General features: G+C 72.7%; 18 protein-coding genes. 3 read left to right on the top strand and 15 right to left on the bottom strand.

The features are described from left to right. Window positions 1-18: 18 nt before the first annotated feature. The 7 genes from ACWC2B_RS28145 to ACWC2B_RS28115 all read right to left on the bottom strand — a co-directional run bounded on the left by ACWC2B_RS28145 (window position 19) and on the right by ACWC2B_RS28115 (window position 6,727). The gene (locus ACWC2B_RS28145; protein ID WP_450721353.1) at window positions 19-732 is read right to left on the bottom strand and encodes a phosphoadenylyl-sulfate reductase; all 714 of its coding nucleotides are present in this window, start codon (window positions 730-732) and stop codon (window positions 19-21) included. Further along, entirely contained in the window at window positions 729-908 is a 180-nt protein-coding gene (locus tag ACWC2B_RS28140) for a hypothetical protein (protein WP_053726037.1), read from the bottom strand. Before ACWC2B_RS28140 ends, ACWC2B_RS28145 begins: the two co-directional genes overlap by 4 nt. Next, entirely contained in the window at window positions 905-2,602 is a 1,698-nt protein-coding gene (locus ACWC2B_RS28135) for a nitrite/sulfite reductase (RefSeq protein WP_450721351.1), read from the bottom strand. The genes ACWC2B_RS28140 and ACWC2B_RS28135 overlap by 4 nt, the downstream gene beginning before the upstream one ends. Window positions 2,603-2,715: 113 nt before the next feature. Beyond that, window positions 2,716-2,799 (bottom strand): putative leader peptide, encoded by an 84-nt coding sequence (locus ACWC2B_RS28130; protein ID WP_310591794.1) that lies wholly within the window; start codon window positions 2,797-2,799, stop codon window positions 2,716-2,718. 117 nt (window positions 2,800-2,916) lie between these two features. Then, window positions 2,917-3,480, bottom strand: coding sequence for a GNAT family N-acetyltransferase (locus ACWC2B_RS28125; protein WP_450721349.1), 564 nt, complete (start codon window positions 3,478-3,480; stop codon window positions 2,917-2,919). 42 nt (window positions 3,481-3,522) lie between these two features. Continuing rightward, window positions 3,523-4,815: a GAF domain-containing protein gene (locus ACWC2B_RS28120; RefSeq protein WP_450721347.1), complete on the bottom strand. Its 1,293-nt coding sequence runs from the start codon at window positions 4,813-4,815 to the stop codon at window positions 3,523-3,525. Between the two features lie 277 nt (window positions 4,816-5,092). Next, on the bottom strand, window positions 5,093-6,727 hold the full coding sequence (locus ACWC2B_RS28115) for an acyl-CoA dehydrogenase family protein (RefSeq protein WP_450721344.1): 1,635 nt from the start codon (window positions 6,725-6,727) through the stop codon (window positions 5,093-5,095). A gap of 17 nt (window positions 6,728-6,744) precedes the next feature. On the opposite strand from ACWC2B_RS28115, the gene ACWC2B_RS28110 reads away from it, so the two are divergent. After that, entirely contained in the window at window positions 6,745-7,938 is a 1,194-nt protein-coding gene (locus ACWC2B_RS28110; protein WP_450721342.1) for a YihY/virulence factor BrkB family protein, read from the top strand. A gap of 37 nt (window positions 7,939-7,975) precedes the next feature. Next, window positions 7,976-8,701 carry a helix-turn-helix domain-containing protein gene (locus tag ACWC2B_RS28105; protein ID WP_450721340.1) on the top strand — a complete coding sequence of 242 codons (726 nt, stop codon included), beginning with the start codon at window positions 7,976-7,978 and terminating at the stop codon, window positions 8,699-8,701. On the opposite strand, the gene ACWC2B_RS28100 is transcribed toward ACWC2B_RS28105, so the two are convergent. The 7 genes from ACWC2B_RS28100 to ACWC2B_RS28070 form a co-directional block, all read right to left on the bottom strand. After that, entirely contained in the window at window positions 8,641-9,033 is a 393-nt protein-coding gene (locus ACWC2B_RS28100; protein WP_450721338.1) for a VOC family protein, read from the bottom strand. The genes ACWC2B_RS28105 and ACWC2B_RS28100 overlap by 61 nt on opposite strands. Before the next feature lie 61 nt (window positions 9,034-9,094). Beyond that, window positions 9,095-10,573 carry a hydrogenase large subunit gene (locus ACWC2B_RS28095; protein ID WP_450721336.1) on the bottom strand — a complete coding sequence of 493 codons (1,479 nt, stop codon included), beginning with the start codon at window positions 10,571-10,573 and terminating at the stop codon, window positions 9,095-9,097. Beyond that, the gene (locus ACWC2B_RS28090; protein WP_450721334.1) at window positions 10,570-12,183 is read right to left on the bottom strand and encodes a proton-conducting transporter transmembrane domain-containing protein; all 1,614 of its coding nucleotides are present in this window, start codon (window positions 12,181-12,183) and stop codon (window positions 10,570-10,572) included. The genes ACWC2B_RS28095 and ACWC2B_RS28090 overlap by 4 nt, the downstream gene beginning before the upstream one ends. Before the next feature lie 129 nt (window positions 12,184-12,312). Further along, window positions 12,313-12,978, bottom strand: a complete 666-nt coding sequence (locus tag ACWC2B_RS28085; RefSeq protein ID WP_450721332.1) for a hypothetical protein — start codon at window positions 12,976-12,978, stop codon at window positions 12,313-12,315. 4 nt (window positions 12,979-12,982) lie between these two features. Beyond that, on the bottom strand, window positions 12,983-13,936 hold the full coding sequence (locus tag ACWC2B_RS28080) for a respiratory chain complex I subunit 1 family protein (protein WP_450721330.1): 954 nt from the start codon (window positions 13,934-13,936) through the stop codon (window positions 12,983-12,985). Continuing rightward, on the bottom strand, window positions 13,933-15,855 hold the full coding sequence (locus tag ACWC2B_RS28075) for a proton-conducting transporter transmembrane domain-containing protein (RefSeq protein ID WP_450721328.1): 1,923 nt from the start codon (window positions 15,853-15,855) through the stop codon (window positions 13,933-13,935). Before ACWC2B_RS28075 ends, ACWC2B_RS28080 begins: the two co-directional genes overlap by 4 nt. After that, window positions 15,852-16,325, bottom strand: a complete 474-nt coding sequence (locus tag ACWC2B_RS28070; RefSeq protein ID WP_450721326.1) for an NADH-quinone oxidoreductase subunit B family protein — start codon at window positions 16,323-16,325, stop codon at window positions 15,852-15,854. Before ACWC2B_RS28070 ends, ACWC2B_RS28075 begins: the two co-directional genes overlap by 4 nt. A gap of 148 nt (window positions 16,326-16,473) precedes the next feature. Between ACWC2B_RS28070 and ACWC2B_RS28065 the strand changes: the two genes are divergently transcribed. Further along, a complete protein-coding gene (locus ACWC2B_RS28065; protein ID WP_450721324.1) occupies window positions 16,474-16,872 on the top strand; it encodes an ArsR/SmtB family transcription factor in 399 nt (132 codons plus the stop codon). Between the two features lie 285 nt (window positions 16,873-17,157). On the opposite strand, the gene ACWC2B_RS28060 is transcribed toward ACWC2B_RS28065, so the two are convergent. Then, window positions 17,158-18,537 carry an ABC transporter ATP-binding protein gene (locus ACWC2B_RS28060; protein ID WP_450721322.1) on the bottom strand — a complete coding sequence of 460 codons (1,380 nt, stop codon included), beginning with the start codon at window positions 18,535-18,537 and terminating at the stop codon, window positions 17,158-17,160. Window positions 18,538-18,563: the final 26 nt, after the last annotated feature.

Genomic DNA, 18,563 nt, shown 5'->3' with positions numbered 1-18,563 from the left:
GATCATTCTGACGGTCCGTCATCCGTGCAGCCCGCACTCGGTCTTGTTGCGTCCGGCCCAGCGTCCGGCGCGCGCGTCCTCGCCCTCGGCGACCCGGCGGGTGCAGGGGGCGCAGCCGATCGAGGGGTAGCCGTCCATGAGGAGCAGGTTGGTGATCACGCCGTGTTCGGCGACGTAGGCGTCCACGTCGTCCTGCGTCCAGCGGGCGATCGGCGACACCTTGACCTTCTGCCGCTTCTCGTCCCAGCCGACCACCGGGGTGTTCGCCCGGGTCGGTGACTCGTCGCGGCGCAGCCCGGTGGCCCAGGCGGCGTACGAACTCAGGCCCTCTTCAAGGGGCTTGATCTTGCGCAGGGCGCAGCACAGGTCGGGGTCGCGGTCGTGCAGCTTGGGGCCGTACTCGGCGTCCTGCTCGGCGACGCTCTGGCGCGGGGTCAGCGTGATGACGTTGACGTCCATCACCTCGGCGACGGCGTCGCGGGTGCCGATGGTCTCGGGGAAGTGGTAGCCGGTGTCGAGGAACACCACGTCCACGCCGGGCATGGCGCGTGAGGCGAGGTGGGCCACGACCGCGTCCTCCATGGAGGAGGTGACGCAGAACCGCTTGCCGAAGGTGTCGGCGGCCCACCGCAGGATCTCCAAGGGGGAGGCCTCTTCGAGGTCCCGCCCCGCCTGCTCGGCGAGCGCCCTGAGGTCCTCGGCGGTGTACTCGGCGGTCTGACTCGCCGTCATATCGCTTCCCCTCCACGGTCGTTGCGCTGAACTCCACGGGCGAGCAGCCCGAGGAACTTCAACTGGAAGGCCCGGTTGCATGCCGCGCATTCCCACGCGCCGTGTCCGGTCTCGTTGGGACGCAGGTCCTCGTCGCCGCAGTACGGGCAGTGGAAGGGGGCCGCACGCTCGCTCATGACAGGGCCTCCTCGCTCGCGCGGGCGGTCCAGGCGGCGAACCGCTCGCCCTCGGTGCGCTCCGCCTGGAAGCGCTTGAGGACGCGCTCGACGTAGTCGGGCAGCTCGGCGGAGGTGACCTTCAGGCCGCGGACCTTGCGGCCGAAGCCGGCCTCCAGGCCGAGCGCGCCGCCCAGGTGCACCTGGAAGCCCTCGACCTGGTTGCCCTCGCCGTCCAGGACGAGCTGGCCCTTGAGGCCGATGTCGGCGACCTGGATGCGGGCGCAGGAGTTGGGGCAGCCGTTGATGTTGATGGTGATCGGCTCGTCGAACTCCGGGATGCGGCGCTCCAGTTCGTCGATGAGCGAGGCGCCGCGCGCCTTCGTCTCGACGATGGCGAGCTTGCAGAACTCGATGCCGGTGCAGGCCATGGTGCCGCGCCGGAACGGCGAGGCGTTGACCTTGAGGCCGAGCGCCTCCAGGCCGGACACGAGCGAGTCGACCCGGTCCTCCGCGACGTCGAGCACGATCAGCTTCTGCTCGGCGGTGGTGCGCAGGCGGCCCGAGCCGTGCGTCTCGGCGAGCTCGGCGATCTTGCTCAGGGTGGTGCCGTCGACGCGTCCGACGCGGGGCGCGAAGCCGACGTAGAAGCGGCCGTCGTTCTGGCGGTGCACCCCGAGGTGGTCGCGCCAGACGTCCTTGGGCTGCTCGGGCGCCGGCCCGTCGAGGAGCTCACGCTTCAGGTACTCGTCCTGGAGGACCTGGCGGAACTTCTCCGGCCCCCAGTCGGCGACCAGGAACTTCAGGCGGGCGCGGGTGCGCAGGCGGCGGTAGCCGTAGTCACGGAAGATCGAGATGACGCCCTCGAAGACGTCCGGCACCTCGTCCAGGGGCACCCAGGCGCCGAGCCGCACGCCGAGCTTGGGGTTGGTGGAGAGCCCGCCGCCGACCCACAGGTCGAAGCCGGGCCCGTGCTCGGGGTGCTCGACGCCGACGAACGCGATGTCGTTGATCTCGTGCGCGACGTCCAGCTGCGGGGAGCCCGAGACGGCCGTCTTGAACTTGCGGGGCAGGTTGGAGAAGGCCGGGTTGCCGATGAAGCGGCGGTGGATCTCGTCGATGGCCGGGGTGCCGTCGATGATCTCGTCCTCGGCGATCCCGGCGACGGGAGAGCCGAGGATGACACGCGGGGTGTCGCCGCAGGCCTCGGTGGTGGACAGGCCGACCGCTTCGAGGCGGTTCCAGATCTCCGGGACGTCCTCGATGCGGATCCAGTGGTACTGGATGTTCTGCCGGTCGGTGAGGTCGGCGGTGCCGCGCGCGAACTCCTGCGAGATCTCGCCGATCACCCGCAGCTGCTCGGTGGTGAGCCGGCCGCCGTCGACGCGGACGCGCAGCATGAAGTACTCGTCGTCCAGCTCCTCCGGCTCCAGGATCGCGGTCTTGCCGCCGTCGATGCCCTGCCGGCGCTGCGTGTAGAGGCCCCACCAGCGCATCCGGCCGCGCAGGTCGTTGGGGTCGATCGAGTCGAAGCCGCGCTTGGAATAGATCGTCTCAATGCGTGTCCGCACATTGAGACCGTCGTCGTCCTTCTTGAACTGCTCGTTCCCGTTGAGGGGCGTGAAATGGCCGACGGCCCACTGGCCTTCACCACGGTGGCGCCCGGGCTTGCGGCGGGGCGTGGTGGCGGCAGGGTTTTCTGGGGTGGCGGCCATGGCGTATGTCCTTCGGGACTGCGGGTGGGCGGCTCTGACCTGCACACTCGCGCTTCGGCGCGGCGGTGCGCAGTCAGGACAAAGGGGAAGGGATCGCGGCGTTGCTGGAGGAGTCAGCGTGCCGGACAGATGGCGCTGGACATGCGGCCGAGGTCGACGTGCCGCCGACTCACCAAGGCAATTCCAGTTCCAGACATGACGGAAGCGTGTCACGGGACTTTAGACCCAGTCCACCACTATCCAGAATGTGGACATTGGTGTCCCGAATGGTGGGACGATGTGTCCCGGGTCACCCGCGGACCGGCCCGCGCGCCTCAGAACGCCCCCGGCCAGGGTCCCGGCGCCGCGGTGTCCTCGGCCTGCTCCTCCTTGGTCTCGAAGAGCTTGAAGCCGCGCCTCAGATAGTTGTCCATGGCGTGCTCCCCGTCCAGGGAGCAGGTGTGCAGCCACACCCGCTCGGTGGCGGGCAGCCCGGGCCAGCGCTCGGCGAGGTCCCAGGCCCGGCGGATCCCGTACGACAGGAGGTGGCCGCCGATCCGGCGGCCGCGGAAGGCGGGGATCAGGCCGAAGTAGACGATCTCGACCGAGCCGCCGGGCTGGGCCTCCAGCTCGACGTAGCCCGCGGGCGTGCCCCGGTCGTAGGCCACCCAGGTCTCCGTGCCCGGCTTGGCCAGCGCCCGCTCCCACTCGGCGTACGACATGCCCAGGCGGTCGATCCACTTGATGTCGCCGCCGACCGCCGTATAGAGGAAGCGGCTGAACTCCGGCGAGGGGACCTCGGCGCGCACGATCGTGATGTCGCCGGCCGGCTCGGCGGCCGGGCGCAGATCGTCGACGGAGGTCTGCTCAAGGGACCAGGTGGTCACGGTGATACTCATGCGGCCCAGGCAATCATGCGGGTCGCGATGCTTCAACGCAGGTCAGGGGTGGCGGCCCCGGGCCAGTCTGACCGTCGGGGACGAGGAGTGGGGGAGCAGGTCCGACGGGAGGTCCGGCCGGACCACCTCCACGTGAACGTCCTCGCTGAAGCGGTACGGGCGGTGCGCGAGGACCTCCGCGAGACCACGGCGGAGCCGTGACATCTCGGCCCGTACGGTCACCGTGCGCGTCGGGTCCTCGAAAATGTCCTGCGCGAGCTGGGCGGCGCTGCGGCCCTCCCGGTTCTGGGCCAGGACGAACAGCAGCTCGGCGTGGCGGGGGCTGAGCTCCTGTGTCCAGCTGCCCACGTCGCCCGAGACCGTCACCGAGCAGCGCCGGGGCCGGCTGAGGTCGAGCATGACCCGCCGGGCTGTCGAGGTGCCCGGGCCGGCGCCGTCTCCGTCGACCTGGACGAGCCGGCCGCCGGGCAGCGGCTCGACCGTGCACATGCCGAGCGAGGGCAGCCACACCCGGCCCGAGCGCGGCGACTTCGGCAGCGCGAGCCGGTCGGTGGGCGGCATACCGGTGACCGCGGCCACCCAGCCGTTGTCGTCGACGGCGAGCGCCCGCCCGCCGATCCGGCAGAGCACCGGCGCGGCCACCGTGCGCAGCCGGTCGAGGGCCGCGAAGTGCCGGTTGCGCAGCTCGGCCACGGCGAGCCGGGTCACCGAGGTCACGAAGGACAGCGTGGCCGGGTGCATGGTGCTGAGCGGCCCGCTGACGTCCACCACCCCGAGCAGCCGCCCGTCGCGCGGGTCGACGATGGGCGCGCCCGCGCAGGTCCAGGTGTGGTGGGTGGCGACGAAGTGCTCGGCCGAGAACACCTGCACCGGCCGGCCGGTGACGAGCGGGGTGCCCACCCCGTTGGTGCCGACGGCCGCCTCGCTCCAGTCGGCGCCCACCTCGAAGCCCAGGGTGTCCGCCTGCTTCAGAACGGACGGATGCCCCTCGCGCCACAGCAGCCGCCCCTCGGCGTCCGAGACCACCATGATGTGCTGGGCGGCGTCCGCCACCGACACCAGGGCGTCCCGCAGCACCGGAAGGACCTCGCTCAACGGCGAGTGCTGTCTGCGCCGTTCGACCTCGGCCAGCGGAAGCAGCCCGGCACGGTACCCCCCGTCCGGATTGAGCCCGCTGTCGAGCATCCGCCGCCAGGACTCCTCGATGTCCGTACGCGGCACGACCTTCGTGCGCCGGCCCTCAAGCGCGGCCGCACGCATGCTCTTCAGGAGCCGGGTCGCCTCCCGGGAGTCCATCGCGGCCAGCCGGGCCACGTCGAGCGTGTTGGTCCCCACGGAATCCTCCTGCTGTCGACACCGGCGTCCGTCACGTACGGATCCACGCGTGTCCTGAATTCATCGTGCCCGTCCGGGAGTTGGCGCGCGGCGATATGCCGCACATGGTTGCAACCCTTTGCAACCCTCGCGAACAGTCGGGCGGGGGTACCAAGGTAAGAGGGCACCGGAAGTTCGGTCGTCATGCTCCCCCCGTGGACGCATGAGAACGCGGGGGTGGTGCCGTGTCGGCGCAGCACCACCCCCGACGGACCTTTTCGGCCGCGGCGGCCTCCGCTCACACCTCGGCGCGGGCCCGCTCCACCACCGACGCCAGATCCAGCGAGTGCGGCAGCGTCCCGAACGCCGCCCCCCAGTCGCCGCCGAGCCGCGAGGCGCAGAACGCGTCCGCGACCTGAGGCGGCGCCCAGCGCACCAGCAGCGAACCCTGGAGCACCAGTGCCATCCGCTCCACGAGGCGCCGCGCCCGCGCCTCGATGCCCTCCAGATCGGCGAGTTCGGTCAGCAGGTCCTTGATCGCCGCGTCCAGGCGGTGGTCCGCGCCCCGCGCCTTTCCGACCTCCTGGAGGAACGCGTTGATCGCCTGCGGCTCGCGCTGGAGCGCCCGCAGCACGTCCAGGGCCTGCACGTTGCCCGAGCCCTCCCAGATCGAGTTCAGCGGCGCCTCCCGCAGCAGCCGCGGCATCCCGGACTCCTCGACGTACCCGTTGCCGCCGAGGCATTCGAGCGCCTCACCCGCCACCGGCGTACACCGCTTGGTGACCCAGTACTTGGCGGCCGGCACCGCGAGGCGCAGAAACGCCCGCTCCTCCTCGGTGTCGGCGTCGTAGGCGGCCGCCAGGCGCAGCGCCAGCGTGGTGGCCGCCTCCGACTCCAGGGCCAGATCGGCAAGGACGTTGCGCATCAGCGGCTTCTCGACGAGCAACCCACCGAACGCACTTCGGTACGAGGAGTGGTGGACCGCCTGCGCCACCGCCTGCCGCATGATCGCCGCCGAGCCGATCACACAGTCGAGCCGGGTCGCCGCCACCATCTCGATGATGGTGCGCACCCCGCGCCCCTCCTCACCGACCCGGCGCGCCCACGTCCCGTCGAACTCGACCTCGCTGGAGGCGTTCGACCTGTTGCCCAGCTTGTCCTTGAGCCGCTGGATCGCGAACACGTTGCGCGTGCCGTCGGCGAGAACCCGCGGCACCAGGAAGCACGTGAGCCCGCCGGGCGCCTGGGCAAGCACCAGGAACCCGTCGCTCATCGGCGCCGAGCAGAACCACTTGTGCCCCGTCAGGACGTACTCGCCGTCGGCGGAGAGCGGCACCGCGGACGTCGTGTTCGCCCGCACGTCGCTGCCGCCCTGCTTCTCCGTCATGCCCATCCCGAAGAGCACCCCGCCCTTCTCGGCGGCGGGCCGCAGCCCCTGCTCGTACACGTGTGAGGTGAGCCGCGGCTCCCACTCGGCGGCGAGCGCCGGGTCGGTGCGCAGCGCGGGCACGGCCGCGTGCGTCATGGAGACGGGGCATCCGTGCCCGCCCTCCGCCTGCGTCCACACCAGGAACCCGGCGGCCCGCCGCACATGCCCGGCGGGCCGCCCCCAGGCGTCGGTGAGCCCGGCGGACACGGCCTTGCCGAGCAGCCGGTGCCAGCTGGGATGGAACTCGACCTCGTCGATCCGGTTGCCGTACCGGTCGTGGGTGCGCAGCTTCGGGGGGTTCTCGTTCGCCAGCACACCCCACTCCTGGGCCTGGGCCGATCCCGCGGTCCGTCCGAGCCCCGCGAGCTCCTCGCGTACCTCGTCGAGGAGCTCCGGCGCGGTGTGCCGCTCGACGGCCTCGGTGAGGGCCCGGTCGGCGGTGAAGACGTCGTACCCCACCAGGGGCGGAGCCTGGTTGGTCACTGTGTGGGTGGTGGCTGCCATGCCGATACGGTAAGGACGTGCAGCCAGCAAATGAAACACCCGAGCGGACATCCGGCCGCCTTCATCGGGCCCGCGTCCTCTACCGCAACGTCTCGAAGCGGAAATTGGGCTGGCTGCTGCTCAAGGACACCGTCAACTCCTGCGTCGAATACCGCATCCTGGGCCTGGCCGCCGAGGCCGCGTTCTTCACCCTCCTCTCGCTGCCCCCGCTGCTGCTCAGTGTCATCGCGCTGCTCGGTTACGTGGACGGCTGGACCAACACCCACACCGTCGCCAGCATCGAGCAGAACATCCTGAACGCGGCCGGAACCGTACTGTCCGACCGCGGCGTGCACGAGTTCGCCCAGCCGCTCCTCGACGACGTCACCAAGGGCAAACGCCCGGAAATCGTCTCCATCGGCTTCGCCATCGCCCTGTGGTCGGGCTCGCGCGCCGTCAACGTCTTCATCGACACCATCACCGTGATGTACGGGCTCGACGGGCACCGCGGCATCGTCAAGACCCGGCTGCTCTCGCTGCTCCTGTACATCGTGGCGCTGCTCATCGGCGCGGTCGTGCTGCCGCTCGCGGTGGTCGGCCCGGACCGGGTGGTGGAGCTGATCCCGTGGGGCACGGACGTGATCAGTTTCCTGTACTGGCCGACGATGATCCTGCTGTCCATCGCCTTCCTGACCACCCTCTTCCACGTCTCGGTGCCGGTCCGCTCGCCGTGGATCGAGGACGTGCCGGGCGCCCTGGTCGCCCTCGCGATGTGGGTGCTCGGCTCGTTCCTGCTGCGGATCTACCTGACCAGCACGGTCGAGGGCCCCACCATCTACGGCTCGCTCGCCGCCCCCATCGCGGTGCTGCTGTGGATCGGCATCTCGGCGTTCGCGGTGCTGGTGGGCGCGGCCGTCAACGCGGCCATCGACCGTGTCTGGCCGTCGGTCGCCACGGCCGCCGCCCGCGAGGCCAGCGACCGGGTGCGCACCGCGCAGGCCGCCCAGCTCGTGGCCCGCGCCCAGCCGGCCCAGCCGGTGCTCTTCGACGGCGGTGAGGACGACGACGAGGCGGGCGACCCGGGGATGCCGTCCGAGTTCCCCGAGCGCTGGTCGAGGTTCCTGCCCCCGGACGACGTGAAGTCCCGTCTGCACACCGCGAAGAAGCCCGAGGACAAGCCGCAGGAGAAGCCCCCGCACCACCACGAGAAGTCCCCGCGCGACCACGACTGACCGGAGGGCCACGCGGGCACCGCACTATCCTCGAAGCATGTACCGAGAGCGGCCCTCCCGGCTTTCCGGCGCCGTCGTCTGGACCCGGACCGTGGGCGGGTCCGGCGATGCGCGGCCGGTCCTTCCGGACGGCTGCATGGATTTGCTCTGGTGCGAGGGCCGCCTCCTGGTGGCGGGCCCCGACACCCACGCCTACGTACCCGACGCGGCCCCCGGCACGCGCTACGCCGGGATCCGCTTCGCGCCCGGTGCGGGGCCCGCCGTCTTCGGCGTCCCGGCGCACGAGCTGCGCGACACCCGGGTCGCGCTCGACGCGATCTGGCCCGGCGCCGAGGTGCGCTCGCTCGTCGAACGGATCGGCGAGGCGGCCCGACCGGCAGCCGCCCTCGAAGCCGTGGCGCTGGCGAAGGTGCCAGGACCCGACCCGCTGACGCGCGCGGTGGCGGACCGGCTTGCCGCCGGGTGGAGCGTCACCGCCACCGCCGCCGAGGCCGGCCTCGGCGCCCGCCAACTGCACCGGCGCTGCCTGGACGCCTTCGGCTACGGACCGAAGACGCTGGCCCGCATCCTGCGCCTCCAGCGCGCCCTGGACCTCGTACGGCGGGGTGTGCCGTACGCCGAGGCCGCGCTCGCCGCGGGCTGCGCCGACCAGGCCCACCTCGCCCGCGAGATGCGCTCGCTTGCCGGGATGACGCTGACCGACTACGCGAGCGCGGCGAACAGCGAGACCTCCACGCCGTCCGGGTCGTGGACGACCGCATAGCGCTGCCCCCAGAACGCGTCCCAAGGCTTGAGGTGGCCGTCGTACCCGGCCGCCACCAGCGCGTCGTACGTCGCGTCGACCTCGCCGGGCGAGTCACAGGCGAAGGCAAGCCCCGTACGGGCACCGCCCTCGGGGCGTGTCCAGTCCGGGTCGAAGGAGCGGATGGTGTCCTCGGTGTCCCACAGGATCCGCGTGCCGCCGGGGAGCGTGCACTCCACATGCGGCTGGGCGTCCGCGTCGGCCGGAACGGGGAGGCCCAGGCGGCGGTAGAAGGCGAGTGATGCGGCCATGTCGGCCACCACCAGGCCGATGGAGTCGAGTCGTGGAGTCATGACCTCACCGTAGGCAGCGGACCGGATGCGGGTCTTGTACGAAACGGACACGCGGCGGTCGTCAAAGGTCGTTGCCCGCGTACGACAGGTTGAAGCTCTTGTTGGCGAGGGGGAAGTCGGGGACGATCGTGTCCGCCAGGGCGACCGGCAGCGCCGGCCAGTTGAAGAACGACGGGTCCACCGGCTTCACCCGGGTCAGCGTGCCGTCGGGGGCGAGCTCGACGCGCGTGGTGATCGCGCCGCGCCAGCCCTCGACGATCCCGGTTCCGCTCGATCCCGCGGGGCGCCTCGGCAGCGGGGCCGTCATGTCGCCGGGGCGCAGCTCCGCCGCGAGCCGCGCCGCGAGTTCGAGCGAGGCCTGCGCCTCCTCGGCCCGCACCAGGAAGCGGGCCAGGACATCGCCCGACGCCTGGGTGGCCGGCACCTGCGGGCGGCCCTCGGTGGTGAAGGGGTGGCCGAAGCGCGCGTCGGCGTTCAGGCCGCTCGCCCGCGCCACATAACCCAGGCACCCCAGGTCCTGCGCCGCCTTTGCGCTGAGCGCGGCCGTGCCGGTGAACCGGTCGCGTACCGTCGCATGGCCGAGGGCGAGCTCCGTGATCTCCCCGAGGTCGACGGCGATCCGCGCCAACCGCGCCGGGTCCGGCACCGAGGCGAGGCGGGCCCCGCCGGGCACGACCGCGCCGCGCAGCAGCCGGTGCCCGGTCGTCGCATCCGCGAGGCGCAGCAACTGCTCGCGGATGCGCAGCGCATGGGAGTTGAGGACACCGTGGCCGACGTCGTTGCACAGCGCGCCGAGGTCGGCGACGTGGTTGTGCAGCCGCTCCAGTTCGAGCAGCAGGGCCCGGGCCCGCCGGGCCTCCTCGGACACCTCGACGCCGTACGCCTCCTCGACCGCGAGGCAGTACGCGAGCCCGTGCCCGACCGCGGTGTCCCCGCTGACGCGTTCGGCGAGCCGCAGGCCTCCCGCCGCGTCCCGCCCCTCGAAGAGCTTCTCGATGCCCTTGTGCACGAACCAGAGCCGGGCCTTGAGCCGGATGATGGTCTCGCCGACCACCGAGAACCGGAAGTGCCCCGGCTCGATGAGCCCGGCGTGCACGGGGCCCACCGGGATCTCGTACACCCCGTCCCCCTCGACCGCGAGGAACGGATAGGGCCCCTCCTGCTCGCCGAACGGCGGCGCGGCCCCGGCGTCGGGCCGCATCGGGTACCAGCCGCGCGGCCAGTGGTAGTGCCGCACGAGCCGGTGGGGGAGCGGGTGCTCGCGCGGCACCACGCCGTGCAGATCCCGCATCTCGCGCTCGAACCGCCCGGCGGGGAAGGAGAGTTGGGCCAGCGTGGGGACCGAGGGGTGGTCCGCGTCGAGACGTACATGGAGTTCGGTGCGGGTGTCGGGCGGCCCGGAGGCGAACAGGTACACCACGCGCACCGCGTCCTCGTCGTGATGCGCGGCCACCAGCGCGAGCCGCTGCCCGGAGTCGAGCAACTTCCTTGCCTGGCAAGGGAGTTCGGACGAGCCGATCTCCTCGGTCCTGCGGTTCATCGGGCGGCCCCCGCGGCGATCCGGGCGGCCGCGGTGAGCAGCGGCAGCAGTGGTTGTACGGTCAGGCCGAGCGCGGCGCAGCACAGCAGTCCGGCGCCGAGGGGCAGCCCGCGGGCCGCGCCGATCCGTACCGGCGCGGTGAGGTCCGCCGGGGCCGGGCCGAGCACCATGTGGGCGGTGCGGGCGGCGAGCGCCGCGAACGCGACAAGGGCGAGGAGCAGGGCGACGGCCAGCGGCCACCCCATGCCGGTGGCGAACCCGGCGCGCGCCAGGCCGAGTTCTGAGGCGAACAGCGCGAACGGCGGCAGTCCGAGCAGTGTCACCACGGACAGCGCGAGCGCGCCGCCGAGGCCCGGCGAGAGGGCGACGAGTCCCCGGATCCGACCGATCCGCGAGGTGCCCCGCAACTGGAGCAGCTGCCCGGCGGAGCAGAACGCCACCGTCTTGGCCAGCCCGTGCCCGGCGATGTGCAGCAGCACGGCCGACAGGGCGAGCGGCCCGCCGAACGAGGAACCGAGCGCGATGAGCCCCATGTGCTCCATGCTCGAATACGCCAGCATGCGCTTGTAGTCGCGCTGGGCGAGCAGCAGCCCGGCCGCGAGGGCGAGGGTGAGCAGCGCGATCGCGGCGAGCAGCCCGCGCGCGAACGCGGTGCCGAGCACCAGGTCCCCGATCACCTTGTACCGCAGCACCGCGCAGAACGACACGGCGAGCAGCACCCCGGACATCAGCGCCGACACCGGCGAGGGCGCCTGGCTGTGCGCGTCCGGAAGCCAGGCGTGCAGCGGTACGAGCCCTGCCTTGGCGCCGTAGCCGAGTACGACCAGGGCGATGCCGAGCCGGGTGACGTTCGGGTCGAGGCTGCCCGCGTGGGCGACCAGGACCCGCCAGTCGAGCGCGCCCGCCTCCGGGATTCCGGCCCGGCGGGCGGCGTAGTAGACGAGCACGGTGCCGAGGAAGGCGAGCGCGATCCCCGCCGAGCAGATCACCACGTACTTCCAGGCCGCCTCGACGGAGGTGCGGGTGCGGCGGTGGCCGACGAGGAACGCGGTGACGACGGTGGTCGCCTCCACCGCCACCCACAACACCCCCAGATTTCCGGCGAGTACGGCCAGGCACATCGCGGCGAGGAAGGCGTGCACCAGGAGGTGGTAGCGGTGCACGGTCCGGTCGGAGGCCCGCCCGGCCGCCCGCTCCCCGGCCAGATGCGCGGGCCCCGCCGCGACCGCGAGCGCCGCCACGGCCCCCACGACGAGCAGCATCCACACGGTGAGCGCATCGGCCCGCAGCACCTCACCGAAGGCCGACACCGGCCCGCTGTAAGGGACTTGGGAGGCGAGTGCGACCCCGGATGCGAGCATGGCGGCGGGGGAGACGAGCCCGGCCCAGCCGCGGCTCCGCGCCGGTGGTGGCGGTTCGGGTGGGGGCGTGGGCAGCGGTACGGCTTCGGTGGGCCCGCCCGCCCCGACCGGTACAAGGACGTCGACCGGCGCGGGGCGAGCGGCCGGAATCCTGACCCGGACGTCGGCCCGCCGGGCACGGAGGGCATGGCCGGCACTGACGCTGAGCGGGGTCGCGATGGGGGCGATGAGCAGCAGGGTGGTGAACATGCGAACCTCGTCAGTCGCAGCTACCCAGCCCCTGGGGGTCCCCCCTGGCCCTTTAGGCCTTGGGGGAGTTTGAGGAGCGGGGTCTGGGGCGGAGCCCCAGTTGAAGGAAGGGGCGGGGTGGGGAAAAGCTCAGTCGTGCAGCTCCTGCAAGTCGTCGATCCGCGCCGCCGACCCGAAAACGTCCCGCATCCGCGCCGTGAGAATGTGCAGCACGAGCACCGCGAGCAACAGGTCGAAGGACACCCCGAGTTCGACGATCAGCGGCACCCCGGACGCCGCGAGGAACGCGATCGCCGTGATGCCGTTGTCGAGCAGCAGAAACCCGATGACCTGGGCGGCCGCGTGCCGCCGGGTGGCCAGGACGAAGAAGCCGATCAGGACGACCGCGAGGCCGACCGGCAGCGCCCGGGTGACCGGGTTCGGGTTCAGTGCCACCAGCGGCCGGGCCACCACGTACGCGAGCAGCGTGAGGGCGGCGGCGGTCAGGAGCGAGCCCGCCCCGTTGACCAAAGGCCGCGTCTCCTCGGGGGCGCCGCTGCCGGCGAGGGCGCGGCGCAGCAGATAGGGGAGCGCCCCGGCCCGCAGCAGTCCGATGCCGACGGCCACCGAGACCAGGTCCCAGCGCGTCTCGTGCAGGCCGAGCAGCGCCGCGATGCCCGCGAGGGCCACCCCTTGCAGCGCGAACACCCTTACTTCCGCGGCCAGTTCGCGCCGCCACAGCATGACCACCGCCGCGAGCAGGAAGGCCCCGCAGCACAGGTCGAGCAGCTTGGTGAACAGCGTGTCGCTCAGCATCGGCTCACGCCCCGCTCAGAAAGTACGAAGCCGTCACCGCGAGCAGCGACAACAGGAAGGATCCGGCGAGCAGTTCGGGCACCCGGAACAGCCGGAGCTTCGCCCAGAACACCTCCGCCGCCGCGAGTGCGGCGCCGAGCAGCGCCACCTTGCCCGCGCACACCACGAGGCCGATCACCAGCGCGCCCGCCGAGGCCGTCGTCGCGATGCCCCAGGGCGCGAACAGCGAGGCGAGCAGGCCGAGCAGCACGGTGAGCCGCATCTGGGCGCCGAGCTCGACGAGGGCCAGGTCCGGGCCCGCGTACTCCAGGATCATCGCCTCGTGCACCATGGTCAGTTCGAGGTGGGTGGAGGGGTTGTCGACGGGCAGGCGTCCGGTCTCGGCGAGTACGGCGACCGCGAGGGCGGCCGTGGCGAGCAGCCCGGCGGGCGAGACCAGCCGGTCGGGGTCCGAGAGCGCGCCCGACACGATCGCCGGAAGGTTCGTCGAACCGGCCGGCAGCGACAGCGCGAACACCGAGACCAGGATGGTCGGTTCGACGAGCGCCGCCAGGGTCATCTCGCGCGATGCGCCCATCCCGCCGAACGCCGTCCCGCTGTCGAGCCCGGCCAGCGCGAGCGTGACGGTGCCGAGCGCGAGCAGCGCCACCACCACGATCAGGTCCGAACTCCCGCTCACCACCATGTCGGTCGATGCCAGTGGTACGAGTGCGGCGACCACGGCGGTCGTCGCGACCAGGAGGACGGGCGCCGCGCGGAACACCGAGCCCGTGCCGTGCGAGGTCACCGCCTCCTTGCGAAGGAGCTTGCGCAGGTCCCGCCAGGGCTGGCCGACACCGGCCCCGGCCCGCCCCTCAAGCCGCGCCCGCACCTGCCGCATCAGCCCGCAGAGCAGCGGCGCACCGGCCACGACGCCGCCCACCTGTACGGCCACAGCGGCCACTCCGATGGCGCTCACCAGCCCACCGCCAGGACGAGAAGCAGCGAGACCAGGCCGAAGAAGCCGTAGCCGAGATAGAGGTGGATCGACCCGGTGGCCAGGCGCCGCGCGGACTGCCCGGCGGCGGACAGACCCGCGAGGACCGGACGGTAGAGCCGGTGCTCGATCCGGTCGGGCACCCGGTGTCTGAACCGCACCCGCTCCTCCAGATAGGCGAATTCCCGTACGGGCGTGACGCTGACGTCCTGTTCGGGCGCGAGCACCTGCTGGAAGACGCGCTGCAACGGCTCGGCGAACGAGGTCGCCGTGTACGTCATACGGGCCGTCGGCGCACCGCCCCCGCAGTCCCACAGCTTGGCGCCGGTGCGCCGGGGCCGCCGCGCCACCAGGCGTACGAGGGCGGCCGTGCCCAGGGCGGCGAGGGTGAGGGCGAGCGCGATCCACAGCGGGGCGAGCGCGCCCGAGACGGTGCGCAGCCGCACCCCGGCGCCCCCGCCGACGGCCGGCTCGGCGCCCGCGACCGTGACGACCCGGTCGAGAGCCGGGCCCAACTCCCCTGGAAACAGCGCGAGTCCAGCGCAGGCGAGGGCGAGCAGTCCCATTCCGGCGAGCATCGCGGGCGGGCTCTCCTGGGCTGCGGCCGCCGCCTCGCCGCGCGGCCGGGCGAAGAAGCCGACGCCGAACGCCTTCACGAACACGGCGGCCGAGAGCCCGGCACTGAGCGCGATAACGGCGACCGCGAGCGGCAGCACCACGGCCGTCGCCATGCCTGGCACCGCGAGGCCGTGGATCAGTGACTGGAGCAGCAGCCACTCCCCGGCGAACCCGTTGCCGGGCGGCAGCGCCACCGCGCCGAGCGCGCCGACCGCGAACAGCGCCGCGGTGACCGGCATCCGGGCGCGAAGGCCGCCCAGCATGTCCAGATCGCGTACGCCCGTCGCGCGCACCACCGAACCCGCCGCGCAGAACAACAGACCCTTGAAAGCGGAGTGGTTGACGAGGTGGAGCAGCGCCGCCGCCAGCGCGAGACCGGCCAGGCGCCGGTCGCCGTCGGCCGCGAACAGCCCGCCCGCGCCGACCCCGACGAGCACCAGGCCCATGTTCTCGCTGGAGGAGTACGCGAGCAGCCGCTTCAGGTCGCACGCCATCGCGGCCTGGAGGATGCCGTACACGGCGGACACCGCGCCCGCGCCCATCAGCACGAGCCACCACCAGGGCGAGCCCCCGCCGAGCAGGTCGAGCCCGAAACGGATGATCCCGTACACCCCCAGGTTGACCATCGTCGCGCTCATCAACGCCGATACGGGATCCGGTGATTCGGTGTAGGCGCGCGGCAGCCAGGCGTGCAGCGGGGCGATCCCGGCCTTCGAGGCGAACGCCACGGCGAGCAGCGCGAAGACCGTGCCCCGCCACACCGGGCCCAACGAGCCTGCCGCGGCGCGCAGTTCGGGGAACGTCTGGCCGCCGGCCAGCGCCGCGAACAGCGCGAGCCCGGCGAGCAGCGCCACGAAGCCGAGCTGGGTGAGCACGGCGTACCAGACCCCGGCCTCGCGTACCGCGCGCCGGTACCGGTGCCGGTGCTCGCCGAGCACCAGGACCAGCGAGCCGAACGCCATCAGCTCCCACAGGAGCAGGAACGTCGAGACGGAACCGGCGGCCGGGACGAGCACCAGGACCGCGCTGAACCCCGGAAGCACCCAGCTCGCGGTCCGCGACGCCCGCCCGTACCCCGCCGCGTACACCGCGACCCCGAGGACCACCGCGCCGGCGACGGCCATGAACAGGCCCGACAGTGCGTCCACCTCCAGGCGCACCCCGCCGAGCGGAAGCAGCCAGGGGGCCTCGGCGCTCCACCGGGCGCCGCCGAGCGCCGCGACGCCCGCGGTGAGGCCGGCGGCTCCGACCCCGGCGGTCACCGTGCCGCCGGCCGCGCTCACCGGCCCGTCACCGTGCGCAGCGCCGCGACGATCCGCTCCGGGCGCGGCGGACAGCCGGGCACCGTGAGGTCGACGTCCACGACATCGGCGACGGCGCCCTCGACCCCGTAACCCCCGCTGAACTCACCGCAGTTGAGCGCGCAGTCGCCGACCGCCACGACGACGTTCGGCTCCGCCATCGCGGCCACCGTGCGGCGCAGCGGCACCTTCATGTTCCGCGTCACCGGGCCCGTCACCAGGACGACGTCCGCGTGCCGCGGCGATGGCACGAGGTGGGCGCCGTACCGCTCGGCGTCGTACACCGGCCCGAAGGCCGCGGCGATCTCGATCTCGCAGCCGTTGCACGATCCGGCGTCCACGCAGCGGACCTGCGCCGATCCGGCGAGCGCGGGGAATTCGCCGGGGCTCGGGCGGGGCGGCGCGTCCTCCGCCACCCGCCCGGTCTCACGGATCTTGCGCAGCAGACTCATGCCCGGCACAACCGGCCGCGGCCGGATTCCGGTTACGAGCGGAACGCGGGCTTTGACAAGGTTTGGCCACCCTGAGGGGAGGGGTTGGCTCCCGTGTGGGGTGCGGCTTGCCTGCGGGGGCGCGACCCGGCTCCGTTACGCTATTTGCATGGGAGCGCAAATGGAGAGCTGGGACGCGGAGCGGGCCGACCGGGCGGTCACCGTCCTGAAGGCGGTGGCGGACCCCTCGCGGTACCGCCTGCTGTGGGCGCTCAGCGGGGCCGAGCTGCCGGTGAGCGCGCTGGCGGAGCTGCTCGGCGCGCATGTCGCCGCGACGTCGCAGCACCTGGCCAAGCTGCGTTCCGCCGGGCTCGTCACGTCGCGGCGTGACGGTACGCGGATCTTCTACCGGGCGGCGGGGCCGGGCGTACGGGCCCTGCTGGAGGAGGCGTCCGTGGTGGCCCTCGCCGCATCGGCCGAGGGGGTTTCCGCTGCCCCTGCCGCCGAGGCCGCCGCCCCGGTCCGAGCCACCCGCAGGGCCAGAGCCCCCCGCCCGGTGACCGAGTAGCCCCCACCCTGCCTGGGGGCTCCGCCCCCAGCCCCCCGTTCGCGCCTGAAGGGTGCTCGTCCTCAAACTCCCCCAAGGCCGGGCCAGGGGGACCCCCATGACGGGCTGGGAATGCCCGTACCGCATCCCGCTAGGGGCGCGCGGCTGTGACATGTGCGGCTCCGCCGCGATGGGGGTCCCCCTGTTCGAGCGAAGCCGAGAACTTGGGGGAGCGACCAGCCACGCATGGTCCGCAGATGAATACTCACCCCTCCGCGGAGCGGAAGGCGTCGGGGCCGGCCGGGGTCAAGCAGTGGCCACCTCGTCCAACCGGTACTCCTCCCGCTCCGCGTCGTACCCGTACAGCTCCGCATACCGCCCCCAGTCCGTCGCCGTCTCCAACTGCTGGGTGACCTGTTCGCTCGTGTAGTGGTGGGCCAGCACATCGCGGAAGAAGCCCGCTCGCAGCGTGCCGTCGGGGCTCTGGCGCAGGCTGGTCGTGATCAGGCGGACCAGCGGCGCGTCCGCCCCCGCCGCCGCGAAGATCCGCTTGGAGCTCCGCACGTCCGCGCCCGCGAACGTCGTGCCCCGGTCGGTCAGGACCAGGTCGTCGTCGCTGACGGCCGCGAAGCCGAGCAGTTCGAGGGCGTCCACCAGCGGCAGGACGTCGTCGATCTCCAGGCCGAGGTCGTCGGCGAGGTCAGCCAGGTCGCAGCTGCCGCCGCGGTGCGCGACCATCTCGGCGAGGCCGGACAGGCCGTCCACGCTCGCGCCCGGCAGCGGGGTGTTCGCGGGGGTGCGCCGGTCGGGTTCGAGGCCTTCGGGGCGGCCCGGCACCCGGTTCTCCTTCGCGCGGCCCGTCATCGTGCGGTAGACCCGGTCGATGAGCTCCTCGAACGCGGGCGCGTCGCGGTCGCGCGGCCGCTCCAGGCCCACCTCGAACGTCTCGCGGATCGTGCCGTACGGCCGCGAGCCGAGCACCACGATCCGGTCCGCCATCAGGACCGCCTCCTCGATGTTGTGGGTCACCAGGACGATCGCCCGGGTCGGGAACTGGCCCGACTCCCACAGCTCCATCAGCTCGCCGCGCAGGTTCTCCGCGGTCAGTACGTCGAGCGCGGAGAACGGCTCGTCCATCATCAGGACGTCCGGCTCGACCACCAATGCCCGCGCGAAGCCGACCCGCTGGCGCATGCCGCCCGACAGTTCCTTGGGGTAGGCCGACTCGAAGCCGTCGAGACCGATCAGGTCGATGGCCTGGCGGGCCGCGTCCGCGCGGGCGTCCGCCGGTACGCCCCGGGCCTCCAGGCCCAGTTCGACGTTCTGCAGCACGGTCAGCCAGGGCAGCAGCGCGAAGGTCTGGAACACCATGGCGGTGCCCGGGTTGGCGCCGGTCAGCGCGGCGCCCCGGTAGGACACCGTGCCGGAGCTCGGCGGCACGAGCCCGGCCAGGCAGCGCAGCAGCGTCGACTTGCCCGAGCCGGACTTGCCGAGCAGCGCGACGACCTCGCCGGCCCGCACTTGGAGGTCGATGCCGCCGAGCACGGGCAGCTCGCCGTCGGCGCCCGCGTACGCCTTGGTGAGGCCGACCGTTTCGAGGAGGACCTCGCCGTCGGCCGGGCGGGGCGCGCTCGGTGCGACCGCGTGGCGGGCGTTGCGCAGGGTGCGAAGGGTGTTCAGAACCATGAGGGGGCTCCAGAAAAGCTCAGGGG

The organism is Streptomyces sp. NPDC001415, from assembly GCF_053597395.1.
The sequence above is the reverse complement of the archived record's forward strand: the minus strand, read 5'-3'. Positions and strand labels throughout refer to the sequence as shown.